Below are 12,905 nucleotides of genomic sequence, written 5' to 3'. Positions count from 1 at the left end.
GCAGCAAAGACCCGGCAAGCTCGGTCCAACCCCAATTCACGGAACGTGCGGGAGGATCAGATGGTGCAGTTGTGTTCTATCGAACAAGCGGTCGATGACGTACTGGCGCGGTTGCCGGCGCATATTCACATGGGCCTGCCCCTGGGCCTGGGCAAACCCAACCACTTCGTCAACGCGCTGTTCCAGCGCATCGCGCAACTGCCCGAGCGGCGGCTGACGATCTACACCGCCCTGTGCCTCGGTCGTCCTTCCTTGGGCGACGGTTTGCAAAAGCGCTTCCTCGAACCCTTCATCGAACGCGTCTTCGGCGATTATCCGGAGCTGGATTTTCTCGCCGAGCTGCAAAAAGACAACCTGCCGCCGAACATTCAGATCCAGCAATTCTTCATGCAACCCGGCAGCCTTCTGCACAGCGCCCAGGCTCAGCAGGATTACGTCAGCAGCAACTACAGCCATGCCGCCCGGGACATCAACGCCGCCGGTTTGAATCTTGTTGCGCAACTGGTGGCCAGCCATGCCGATCACCCGGATCGCCTGAGCCTGAGTTGCAACCCGGACATCACCCTCGACCTGTTCCCGATGATCGCCAAGCGCCGGGAAGTAGGGGAGACCATTCTGGTCGTCGGTCAGGTGCACAACGATTTGCCCTACATGCCCGGCGACGCGGAAGTCGGCATGGACGCGTTCGACCTGCTGATCGACGCGAAGGACAGCACCACGCTGTTCTCCACGCCAAACATGCCGGTGGGGTTTCAGGACCATTTCATCGGCCTGCACGCCAGCACTTTGGTGCGCGATGGCGGCACGCTGCAGATCGGCATCGGCTCCATGGGCGATGCGTTGACTGCGGCATTGCTGGCGCGCCAGGCGGATAACGCCGGTTACAAAGCGTTGCTGGCGGACTTGAATCTGAGCCAGTGGGCGCAGTTGATCGAACGCGAAGGCGGCGTCGAACCGTTCGCCAAGGGTCTGTACGGTTGCAGCGAAATGTTCGTCAACGGTTTGCTGGTGCTGGCGGATGCCGGGATCGTGCGGCGCAAGGTCTACCCGGACGTGCCGACCCAGCAACAGGCCAACGACGGCACCCTCGACGAAGCGGCGCAAACCGATGGCATCTCGGTGCACGGCGGGTTTTTCCTCGGGCCGCGCAGTTTTTACGAGCGCCTGCGCGAGTTGCCGCAGAGCAAGCGGCTCGAATTCAACATGACCCGCATCAGCTACATCAACGAGCTCTACGGCCAGGAAGAACTCAAGCGTTTGCAGCGCCTCGATGCACGGTTTATCAATACCGTGTTCACCATGACCCTGATGGGCGCTGGCGTGGCGGATCAACTGGAAGACGGGCGTGTGCTCAGTGGCGTGGGCGGGCAATACAACTTCGTCGCCCAGGGCCATGCGCTGGAAGGCGCGCGCTCGGTGCTGATCCTGCGCAGCTGGCGCGAGGCGGGCGGTGAAGTCAGTTCGAACATTGTCTGGGAATATGGTCACTGCACGATTCCACGGCACCTTCGAGACATCGTGGTCACCGAGTACGGCATCGCCGACTTGCGAGGCAAGACCGATGCAGCGGTGATCGAAGCGCTGCTCAACATCAGCGATTCTCGCTTCCAGCCGGGGCTGATCGAACAGGCTCAAGCCGTCGGCAAGTTGCCGAAGAATTTCCGCATCGATCCTCGGTTCGCCGACAACAGCCCGCAGCGTTTGCAGGACATCAAGGCGCGGCACCCGAACCTGTTTCCGGAGTATCCGTTGGGTTGTGATTTCACCGAGGTGGAGCGGGACGTGTTGCGGGCGCTGAACTGGTTGAAGAGCAAGTTCAAGCTGAGCGAGATTCTTGAGCTGGGCAAGGCTGCGCTGGATGCACCGGAGGCTGCGCAATACCCGGAGCATCTGGAGCGGATGCAACTGACCAACCCGGAAGGGCTGAAGGAGGATTTGTTTCAGCGGTTGTTGCTCACGGGCCTGAAGGCCACCGGGCAATAACAGTCGATACAAAACAACTGTGGGAGCGAGCCTGCTCGCGAACGCGTCGGGTCAGTCAAAGATGATGTCGACTGACACTCCGCATTCGCGAGCAGGCTCGCTCCCACAGGGAGATTGTGGTGTGGCTTTATTCGATGAACGTTACAACGCCGCCGGCCAGCGACTGAACGCGAGCCAACGATTCAACCCGATAACCCTGCGCATCCAGTTCCGCACGCCCACCCTGGAACGACTTCTCGATCACAATCCCCAAGCCGGCCACGGTCGCGCCGGCCTGTTTGATGATCGAGATCAGCGCTTGCGACGCCTTACCGTTGGCCAAAAAGTCATCGATGATCAGCACGCGGTCGCTGCTGGTCAGGTGACGCGGGGAAATCGCCACGGTGCTTTCGGTCTGCTTGGTGAACGAGTAAACGGTCGCCGACAGCAGGTTTTCAGTCAGCGTCAGCGACTGATGCTTGCGGGCGAAGATCACCGGCACGCCGAGGTTCAGGCCGGTCATGATCGCCGGGGCGATGCCCGAGGCTTCGATGGTGACGATCTTGGTGATGCCCGAATCCTTGAACAGCGTGGCGAATTCGTCGCCGATCAGCTTCATCAGGGCCGGGTCGATCTGGTGGTTCAGAAAGGCGTCGACTTTCAGGACCTGATCGGAAAGCACGATGCCTTCTTCGCGAATTTTCTTGTGCAGTGCTTCCATGAAGCTTTCCTCTAAGGACGGCTGTGCGTCTAAGGCTGGTTAAAAAGTAGTCGATTCTAGCGCTTTAACATCGCGCGTATATCCGCCAATGCGGTATTGCCGCGAACGGCTTTGACTTCAACGGGTGTGTCGTCGTTGCCTTCCCACGCCAAGTCGTCCGGCGGCAGTTCATCGAGGAAGCGGCTGGGCGCGCAGTCGATGATCTCGCCGTATTGCTTGCGCTTGGCGGCGAAGGTGAACGCCAGGGTCTGGCGCGCGCGGGTAATCCCGACGTAGGCCAGGCGGCGCTCTTCTTCGATGGTGTCGGCTTCGATGCTGGAACGGTGCGGGAGGATTTCCTCTTCCATGCCCATAATGAACACGTAGGGGAATTCCAGGCCCTTGGAGGCGTGCAAGGTCATCATCTGCACACCTTCGGCGCCGTCTTCCTCTTCCTGCTGACGTTCCAGCATGTCGCGCAAGACGAGTTTGCCGATGGCGTCTTCGACGGTCATCTCGCCTTCTTCGTCTTTCTCCAGGGTGTTTTTCAACGCCTCGATCAGGAACCAGACGTTACCCATGCGGTAATCGGCGGCCTTGTCGCTGGAGCTGTTGGTGCGCAGCCAGTTCTCGTAATCGATGTCCATGACCATGCTGCGCAGGGCCGAGATCGGATCTTCGCCGGCGCACTGCTCGCGGACCTTGTCCATGAAGCGCTTGAAGCGCGACAGGCGATCAGTGAAACGTGTGTCCAGATGCTCGCCCAGGCCGATTTCGTCGGTGGCGGCGTACATCGAGATTTTGCGTTCGGTGGCGTAGTTGCCGAGCTTTTCCAGGGTCGTCGAACCGATTTCCCGGCGCGGCACGTTGATCACCCGCAGGAAGGCGTTGTCGTCATCCGGGTTCACGATCAAGCGGAAGTAAGCCATCAGGTCTTTCACTTCCTGACGTCCGAAAAAGCTGTTGCCGCCGGAAAGTCGGTAAGGAATCTGATGGTGCTGCAACTTCAGCTCGATCAGCTTGGCCTGGTAGTTACCGCGATACAGGATCGCAAAGTCGCTGTACGGCCGGTCGGTGCGCAAGTGCAGGGTCAGCAGTTCCACGGCCACGCGCTCGGCTTCGGCGTCTTCGTTGCGGCAGCGGATCACGCGGATTTCGTCGCCGTGACCCATCTCGCTCCACAGTTGTTTTTCAAACTCGTGGGGATTGTTCGAGATCAGCACGTTGGCGCAACGCAGGATGCGGCTGGTGGAGCGGTAGTTCTGTTCGAGCATGACGACTTTCAGGGACGGGTAATCGTCCTTGAGCAGCATCAGGTTTTCCGGACGCGCGCCACGCCAGGCGTAGATCGACTGGTCATCGTCGCCCACCACGGTGAACTGGTTACGCGTGCCGATCAGCAGCTTCACCAGCAAATACTGGCTGGCGTTGGTGTCCTGGTATTCGTCGACCAACAGGTAGCGGACCTTGTTCTGCCACTTTTCGAGGATGTCGGCGTGTTCCTGGAACAGCTTCACCGGCAACAGGATCAGGTCGTCGAAGTCCACCGCGTTGAACGCTTTAAGCGTGCGCTGATAGTGGGTGTAGACGATGGCTGCGGTCTGTTCCTTGGGATTGCGCGCGTTTTCCAGGGCTTCGGGCGGCAGGATCAGGTCGTTTTTCCAGGAGCCGATCATGTTCTTGATCTCGTCGACGCCGTCGTCGCCCGAGTATTCCTTCTGCATGATGTCGGTCATCAAGGCTTTGACGTCGGTCTCGTCGAAGATCGAGAAGCCCGGTTTGTAGCCCAGCCGCACGTGTTCCTTGCGGATGATGTTCAGGCCCAGGTTGTGGAAGGTGCACACCGTCAGGCCACGGCCTTCGCCGCCCTTGAGCAGGGTGCCGACCCGTTCCTTCATCTCGCGCGCGGCCTTGTTGGTAAAGGTCATGGCGACGATGTACTGGGCACGGATGCCGCAGTTCTGGATCAAGTGCGCGATCTTGCGTGTGATCACGCTGGTCTTGCCGGAGCCTGCACCGGCGAGCACCAATAGAGGGCCGCCGACGTAGTTCACGGCTTCTTGCTGCCGGGGATTGAGTCGGGACATACAGGATCAGGGAGTCATTTGCGAAATGGGCCGGCATTTTAACAGGCTCAGCGAATTGTGCTGCTCTCTCCGACTTGTGACGCAGCACGCGATCTCTAATTGCCGGTTTTGTTACTTTCACGCAGGATGCGCGGAGAATTTGCGGCTAATGTACGTAATTCCAGATACACAGCCGTGTTTGATAACCGATGTCATTTGGTCATTGGTTACCGGCGCGGCATAATGCCCGCCGCCTACATCATTGCAGAGTCTAGGGAGCTAGCTTGTCTACGCCTGTCGAACCCTTGCGTTTGCTGCTACTGGCCGAAGAGCCGGCGTGGGCAGCGTTGTTGCGCGAGTGTCTGGCTCCAATGGGGAGCTCGGCAGTGCTGATCAGCGCGCCGAGCTGGGAGTCGGTCAGCAGTCTTTTCGAAGACAACCGCAGCGCGGTGTTGTTGACGATCCCGGCCCTTCAGCCGGCGCCTGGCCGTTGCAGCCTGCCGACGGTGTTGCTGCTCGAACATGAGCCGCCGACCCCGCCCGACGGTGTGAGCGACTGGTTGGTGCGCGATGTGCTCGACCCCGGCATGCTGCGCCGCTGCCTGCGCCATGTGCGCGAACGCGGTGTGCTGGAAAACACCCTGCAACGCCTGGCCGAGCAAGACCCGCTGACCGGCATTGCCAACCGCCAGGGTTTCCAGACCCTGCTGGCGGCGCGCCTGGCGGAACACGACGGCCGTGGACTGGCCCTCGGTCACCTCGACCTCGACAACTTCCGGCACGCCAACGACGCCCTCGGCCATCAGGCCGGCGACCGCTTGATCCTGCAAGTGGTCGCGCGGCTGAAAAGCCAGCTCGAGGTCGGCGATCAACTGGCGCGCCTCGGCAGCGATGAATTTGCCCTGCTGATCGACACCCGCCGCGCGCCGCAACGCGCCGAATGGATGGCCGAACGCATTACCGAAGCGCTGTCCGAGCCTTACTGGGTCGACGGCGAAAGCCTGTTGATCGGCTCCAGCCTCGGGATTGCCCATGCGCGGGCCCAGGCCGGCGCCGACCCGTTGATGTGGCACGCGCACATCGCCATGCAGCAAGCCAAAAGCACCCAGGGCTGCACCTTTCACATCTTCAACGAGCGCATCAACCGCAATGCCCGCAGCGTCGCCGACCTGGAAAGCGAACTGCGCCGGGCCTTGCGCCGCGATGAGCTGGAACTGCATTACCAGCCGCGCCTGAACCTGGAAGACGGCAAGATCGTCGGCCTCGAAGCCTTGGTGCGCTGGCGTCACGCCGAACGCGGCTTGCTACCGCCAAGTGAATTCGTGCCGCTGGCCGAGCAAAGCGGCTTGATCGTGCCGTTGGGTTACTGGGTGATTTCCCGGGCCCTGCGCGACATGCAGGCATTGCGCGAACGGGGTTTGCCGGCGTTGCACATGGCGATCAACCTGTCGTTCCGCCAGTTTCAGGACAGCCAGTTGCTTTCGACGCTGAGTCGGTTGATTGCTGAACGCGGTGTCGAAGCGCAGTGGCTGGAATTCGAACTGACCGAAACCGCCGTGATGCGCCGCAGCGACCTGGTCAAACAAACCATGGACGCCCTCGGCCGCCTCGGGGTGCGCTTCTCTCTCGACGATTTCGGCACTGGATTTTCATCGTTCGTGCACCTCAACAGCCTGCCGATTACCTTGCTGAAGGTCGACAAGAGCTTCGTCGGCGGTATGGAAGAGCGCGAAGAGAACCGCAAACTGGTGCACGCCATGATCAACCTGGCGCACAACCTCAATCTGGAAGTGGTGGCCGAAGGTGTGGAAACCCCGGAGCAGCTGGATTTGTTGCGCGGGTTTGGGTGTGATCAGGTGCAGGGGTATTTGATCAGCAGGCCGTTGCCGTTGCCTGAGCTGGTTGAGTATTTGACGTTTGGTTCCAGCCAGCAGGCAGTTGTGGAGGCCATTTAAAGATCGCAGCCTTCGGCAGCTCCTACATGGGAATGCGTACACCCGTAGGAGCTGCCGAAGGCTGCGATCTTTTGATCTTAATCCGGCTGAATCGCCCTGAAACTGGCCTGTACCGAAGGCTCGCGCCGAATCATCCGCTTCATCTTCCACTCAAACGCCAGCGTCAGACTCACCGCCGCACACGCCAGCCCCAACGCCAATCCCCACCAGACACCCGTCGGCCCCCAATTCAAGTTGAAGGCCATCATCCACGCGGCCGGCGCGCCGATCAGCCAATAGCACCCGAGCCCGACCAGGAACGTGGTCTTGGCATCCTTGAGCCCGCGAATGCAGCCCATGGCGATGGTCTGCGTGCCGTCGAACAGCTCGAACCACGCGGCCACCGCCAACAGGCTTACAGCCAGGTCGATGACCGGGCGGAAGGCCGGGTCGTTATGGTCCAGGAACAAGCCGATCAACTGATTCGGCAGCAACCAGAAGACCATGGCGAAGGCGAGCATCGAAGCGCCGCCAAACGCAATCCCGACCCGACCGGACAGCCGCGCGTCGAGCAATTGCCCGGCACCGTAGTGCTTGCCGATGCGCATGGTGATCGCATACGAAAGCCCCGCCGGCACCATGAACGCCACCGAAACGATCTGCAGGGCAATCTGATGCGCCGCCAATTGCGTGCTGCCCATGGTGCCCATGCACAGCGCCGCGAACGCGAACAGCCCGACTTCCACCGCATAGGTGCCACCAATCGGCAGGCCCAGACGCCACAGTTCTTTCAGGTACTGCTGGTTCGGCCGCGACAGCCCTTGGCGCAACGGGTAAGCGTCATAAGCCGGGTGCCGCCGAATGTGCAGCGCCAGCGCCACGGCCATCAGGTTGGCGACAATCGCGGTCACGAGACCAATCCCCACCAGACCCATTTTCGGCAATCCGAACATCCCGGTGATGAACGCATAGTTGAGAACGAAGTTGGCCACGGTGCCGCCCAGGCTGATCACCATCACTGGCGTCGCCCGGCCGATGGCGCTGGTGAAACCGCGCAGGGCCATGAAACTCAGGTAGCCGGGCAGGGCGAACGGCAGGAACGTCAGGAACAGCCCGGCTGAGTGGACGTTGGTTTCGGTCTGGCCAAACATCAACAACACTGGTTTGAGGTTCCACAGCAGCAACCCCGCCACCAGCGCCATTAACCAGGCCAGCCACAATCCGGCCTGAGTCAGGCGCGCCGCGCCGACGATATCGCCCGCGCCCTGACGGATCGCCACCAGCGTCCCGACCGCCGCAATCACGCCGATGCAGAAAATCGACACGAACGAGTAAGTCGCCGCGCCCAGGCCACCGCCGGCCAGCGCCTCGGGACTCAGGCGCGCCATCATCAAGGTGTCGGTGAGGACCATCAACATGTGCGCCAACTGCGAGGCAATCAACGGCCCCGCCAGCCGCAGGATGGCCCAGAGTTCGGTACGTGCTGGATGCTGCATGGTCATCACGCTCCATGATCAGAGTGAACGGGAAAGGCTTGATTCTCGGCGCTTGGCGAGGTTTGCACAAAGGGATAAAAAGGATGGGTGGCATGATTAAAACTCATCCAGCGGACTTTCTGATAAGTTGGCCTCATCCCGCTATAGGAGCTTTGCGCATGTCTCGTCGGCTTCCTCCGTTGTATGCCCTGCGCGCATTTGAAGCGGCGGCGCGGCATAGCTCCTTTACCCGTGCTGCGGAAGAACTGTCGATTACCCAAAGTGCGGTCAGTCGGCATATTCGTACGCTCGAAGAGCATTTCGCCTGTCGGCTGTTTCACCGCAGCGGGCGCAACCTGCAACTGACCGATTCGGCGCGGCTGATACTGCCCGGTATTCGCGAGGGGTTCACGGCCCTGGAACGTGCCTGCAACACGCTGCGCGCTGAAGACGACATCCTGCGCATGAAAGCCCCGTCGACCCTGACCATGCGCTGGCTGTTGGCGCGGCTCAGTCGCTTTCGGCACTTGCAACCGGGCAACGAGGTGCAACTGACCAGTGCCTGGATGGACATCGACACCGTGGACTTCAACCACGAACCGTTTGATTGCGCGGTGATCCTCAGCAACGGAAATTTCCCACCGGACTGGGAGACGACCCTGCTGTTTCCGGAAGAATTAATTCCGGTGGGAGCCCCCAACCTGCTGGACGACCAGCCCTGGGATGTTGCGCGACTCGCCAGCACTGAGCTGCTGCACCCGGCACCGGATCGCCGCGACTGGCGCAGTTGGCTGGAACGCATGGGGTTGGCTGATCAGATATCGCTCAAGGGCGGGCAGGTGTTCGACACGCTGGAGCTGGGGATGATCGCGGCGGCCCGAGGTTACGGCGTGTCGATGGGGGATTTGCTGATGGTCGCGGAAGACGTGGCGCAGGGGCGTCTGAGTTTGCCGTGGCCGACCGCCGTCGCCAGCGGTGAGAAATATTACCTGGTCTGGCCGAAAACCCGCCCCGGCGGTGAGCGCATGCGCCGGCTCAGCGATTTCCTGCAAGGGGAAGTCCGGGCCATGGAACTGCCGGATGTTGAACGTCTGAGCTGAAACGATATAGTGGCCATGCGCTATAGCCGGGTTAAAAACTCAAGTATTCAGGTTTGCCGCCGAAAATCTGCAGGTGGAACCTTCGTGCAGGTTTCATGTGAGTCCCATTATTCGAAATTTTGCTGAGCGTCGAGCCGGATCAAGGAGGATCCGGTCGCTCGGCCAGGAGCTGTCATGTCTCAACCCCGTGCCCGGATTGCCTCACAGCTTGGTCTTGCGCTTGCCGTGATACTGGCGATTGTCATCAGCGGCAGCACCGTGTTCGCCCTGCGCTCGCTGGACACCGCCAACCTCGCCACCCGCGAAGAGCATCTGGCGAGTGAGGCCAGGTTGCTGGCGGATCAGCTCAGTACGTTCCACGGCACGCTGCGGGAAAGTACCCAGCGCCTCAGTGGTTTGTTCGAGAAGCGCTTCAGCGCCGGCATCAGCGTGCACCCGGACGAGCCGGTGACGGTGGCGGGCGTGCAGACCCCGGGCCTGCACCTGGGCAGCGAAGTGTTGAACAACAACTTCAAGGAAGTCGACGAGTTCAAGCAAATGACCGCCGGCGTGGCCACGTTGTTTGTGCGCAGCGGTGAAGACTTTGTGCGTGTCAGCACGTCCCTGAGTAAACAGGACGGCAGCCGCGCCATCGGCACCATGCTCGATCACGCCCACCCGGCCTATGCGCGCTTGATCGCGGGGCAGAGCTACGTTGGTCGAGCGTTGCTGTTCGAACGTTCCTACATGACCCAGTACACCCCCGTACGCGATAGCAGCGGTAAGGTGATTGCCGTGCTGTTCGTAGGATTCGATTACACCGACGCGCAGAACGCGCAGTTCGAGAACTTGAAACGCTTCCGCATCGGCAAGACCGGCTCTTTGGCGTTGCTGGATGAGCAAAGCAAATGGCTGGTGCCGATTGCTGGCGTGCAAGCGCTGGACAAGGCAGTCCCAACCATTGCGGCGTTGGCGCAGAAGCCGGGTAAAGGCGAGTTCTGGAGCGACACCTCGGAAGACTTCTACAGCCTGGCCGTGCCCTTCGAAGGCGGGCCATGGTCGGTGGTCGCGAGCATGCCGAAAGCGGAAATCAGCGCAGTGACCTGGAGCGTCGGCATTCAACTGGCCATCGGCAGTCTGCTGGCGATGTTGATCGCGGTGGGTTCGGCGGTCTGGTTGCTGCGTAGCAAACTGGCGCCGTTGGGCGACCTTGTGCGTCAGGCCGAAGCCTTGGGCGCCGGTGATTTGAGCGTGCGCCTGAACGTGTCGAGCAATGATGAAATCGGTCAGTTGGCCCGGGCTTTCAACCAGATGAGCCAGGCCCTGTCGACCATGGTCGAGCACATTCGCAAGGCCTCGGCAGAGGTCAACAGCCGTGCCCAGGCCTTGTCCGGTCTGTCCGGCGGTGCTTATGAAGGGATGGAGCAGCAGTCCGGCGAAATCACCAGCATGGCCGGTGCCGTGGAAGAATTCAGCGCCACCTCGCTGAACATCGCTGACAACATGAGCAATACCCAGCGCATGGCGCAGGAAAACGCACAGCAAACTCAGATCGGTCGTACATCGATGCAGGAAGCGTCCTCCTCGCTGGAGCAAATCGCCGGCGCGTTGAACAGCACCGCGACCGTGATCAACACCCTCGGCCAGCGCTCCCAGGAAATCGGCGGCATTGTCGGGGTGATTACCGCGATTGCCGATCAGACCAACTTGCTGGCGCTGAACGCCGCCATCGAAGCCGCCCGTGCCGGCGAGCAGGGCCGCGGTTTTGCGGTGGTGGCCGATGAAGTGCGCAACCTCGCTTCGCGTACCCGTGAAGCGACGGATGAAATCTCCGGGATGATCCAGAGCATCCAGCAGGAAACCGGCAACGCCATCAGCACCATGGAGCAGGGCAATGTGCTGATGCAGGAAGGCTTGTCGCGCAATGCCAACGTTGCTTCGGCATTGGCGCGGATCGATGAGCAGAGTCGTTCGGCGGGCCAGCAATTTGCGGCGATCACCACCGCGACTCAGGAGCAGAGCAGCACGGCGACGTTGCTCAGCAGCAACCTGCAAAGCATTGCGCTGGCCAACAGCGAACAGCGTGAGGTTGTTTCCAATCTGGCCATCACCGCCAAAGAGCTGGAATCGCTGGCGGCGGACCTGCGACATGAGGTTGACCGGTTTCGTTGAGGCGCCACTGAAATAGCTTTCGCGAGCAGGCTCGCTCCCACATTGGTCCGGCGGTGAACACAAATTTGTGAGCCCCCGAGATCCTTTGTGGGAGCGAGCCTGCTCGCGAAGGGATCACCCACATTTTCGTTTTAATCCCCTCCTTCGCATCAACCCCTTTTCCCAGCTCACAGCAGCAATTCTTGCGATATCTCCATTTTTAAGCTTGATGAATCGTTTCAGCAAGACTATAAAAATGGCACAACTCCAAGAAAGGCTTCAGCCATGACTCCGCTCAAACTTATCGTTGCCCTCAGCGCACTGTCCGCTGCCTCCCACGCCATGGCCTGGGATTACGTCCTGCTCGACACTGACAAAGCTGCGCAGAACTGGCAAATCACCAGCCAACAACTGGGCGTGAAGACCGACCAACCTTTCTCCGTGACCCTGCGCACCCTGCACGGCGGTCGGCAGGAGGGCGTCAGCATCGTCGACATCGATAACGGCAAAATGAAACTCTCGGTGGTGCCGACCCGTGGGATGAACGTCCTACAGGCCTCTGTAGGCAATGTGCGCATGGGTTGGGATTCGCCGGTCAAGGACGTGGTCAATCCGTCCTTCATCGAACTCAACGGTCGCGGTGGACTGGGCTGGCTCGAAGGCTTCAACGAACTGGTCGCCCGCTGCGGCTACGAATGGGTCGGCCATCCGGGCATGGACAACGGCGAGCTGCTGACCCTCCACGGCCGCGCCGCCAACATCCCGGCCAGCAAAGTCACCCTGCACATCGACGAAAAACCACCGTACGCCATCAGCCTGCGTGGCGAGCTGAAGGAACAGGCGTTCAAGAAAGTCGACTTCTCGGTGCAGACCGAACTGGTTACCGAACCCGGCAGCGTCGCGTTCGCCCTCAACGATACGCTGACCAACAACGGCGACTATCCGAAGGAATACCAGGCGCTGTACCACAGCAACTTCAGCACCCCGTTCCTGGAACAGGGCGCCCGTTTTGCTGCACCGGTGAAACAGGTTTCCCCGTTCAACGATAAAGCCAAGGGCGACTTGCCGGACTGGCAAACCTACCGCGCACCAACCAAGGATTACGACGAGACCGTTTACAACGTCGTGCCGTATGGCGATGCCAAGGGCGATACGCTGACCGTGCTGCACAACAAGGCGGGCAGCCTCGGGGTTTCGGTCGGTTTCAACACCCAGCAATTGCCGGTGTTCTCGTTGTGGAAAAACACCGATACCCAGGGGCAGGGTTATGTCACCGGACTGGAGCCGGGCACGAGTTTTTCCTACAACCGTCGTTATCAGCGGCCACTCGGTTTGGTGCCAACGATCGGGGTGAAAGAACAGAAGCAGTTCCAGATTCACTACAGCTTGCTGGCGGATAAAGGGGCTGTGGATAAGGCGTTGGCGCGGGTCAGTGAGATTCAGGGTGGGCGGGCGACTGAGGTCAGGCAGGCGCCGTTGGTGGATTTGACCAAAGAGTAAGCAGCCTTACGAAATGAGCAGTGGAAGTCTGTGTTCAC

8 protein-coding genes are annotated in these 12,905 nt (G+C 60.5%); 5 read left to right on the top strand and 3 right to left on the bottom strand.

Annotated elements, in window-relative coordinates; all coding sequences use genetic code 11:
* Positions 1–60: 60 nt before the first annotated feature.
* Positions 61–1,983, top strand: a complete 1,923-nt coding sequence (locus LOY68_RS30945; protein WP_265041674.1) for an acetyl-CoA hydrolase/transferase C-terminal domain-containing protein — start codon at positions 61–63, stop codon at positions 1,981–1,983.
* Between the two features lie 127 nt (positions 1,984–2,110).
* Here LOY68_RS30945 and LOY68_RS30940 read toward each other — a convergent pair whose 3' ends face one another.
* Positions 2,111–2,683 carry a xanthine phosphoribosyltransferase gene (locus LOY68_RS30940; protein WP_020799401.1) on the bottom strand — a complete coding sequence of 191 codons (573 nt, stop codon included), beginning with the start codon at positions 2,681–2,683 and terminating at the stop codon, positions 2,111–2,113.
* A gap of 56 nt (positions 2,684–2,739) precedes the next feature.
* Positions 2,740–4,749, bottom strand: coding sequence for a DNA helicase Rep (gene rep, locus LOY68_RS30935; protein ID WP_054048492.1), 2,010 nt, complete (start codon positions 4,747–4,749; stop codon positions 2,740–2,742).
* A 263-nt stretch (positions 4,750–5,012) separates the two neighbouring features.
* On the opposite strand from rep, the gene LOY68_RS30930 reads away from it, so the two are divergent.
* Positions 5,013–6,683, top strand: coding sequence for a putative bifunctional diguanylate cyclase/phosphodiesterase (locus tag LOY68_RS30930; protein WP_163910667.1), 1,671 nt, complete (start codon positions 5,013–5,015; stop codon positions 6,681–6,683).
* 77 nt (positions 6,684–6,760) lie between these two features.
* Here LOY68_RS30930 and LOY68_RS30925 read toward each other — a convergent pair whose 3' ends face one another.
* Positions 6,761–8,158, bottom strand: a complete 1,398-nt coding sequence (locus LOY68_RS30925; protein WP_265041670.1) for a NorM family multidrug efflux MATE transporter — start codon at positions 8,156–8,158, stop codon at positions 6,761–6,763.
* A 158-nt stretch (positions 8,159–8,316) separates the two neighbouring features.
* Between LOY68_RS30925 and LOY68_RS30920 the strand changes: the two genes are divergently transcribed.
* From LOY68_RS30920 to LOY68_RS30910, 3 genes are all read left to right on the top strand, one after another.
* Complete coding sequence (locus LOY68_RS30920; protein WP_054617030.1) at positions 8,317–9,237, top strand: LysR substrate-binding domain-containing protein; 921 nt, start codon at positions 8,317–8,319, stop codon at positions 9,235–9,237.
* Between the two features lie 174 nt (positions 9,238–9,411).
* Positions 9,412–11,388 (top strand): methyl-accepting chemotaxis protein, encoded by a 1,977-nt coding sequence (locus LOY68_RS30915; RefSeq protein WP_265041667.1) that lies wholly within the window; start codon positions 9,412–9,414, stop codon positions 11,386–11,388.
* Between the two features lie 264 nt (positions 11,389–11,652).
* On the top strand, positions 11,653–12,867 hold the full coding sequence (locus LOY68_RS30910) for an aldose 1-epimerase family protein (RefSeq protein WP_265041666.1): 1,215 nt from the start codon (positions 11,653–11,655) through the stop codon (positions 12,865–12,867).
* Positions 12,868–12,905: the final 38 nt, after the last annotated feature.

Origin of the sequence: Pseudomonas sp. B21-053 (assembly GCF_026016365.1) — a bacterium.
Lineage (GTDB): Bacteria > Pseudomonadota > Gammaproteobacteria > Pseudomonadales > Pseudomonadaceae > Aquipseudomonas > Aquipseudomonas nunensis.
Note: the sequence above shows the minus strand (reverse complement) of the source record. Positions and strands in the feature narration are given on the sequence as shown.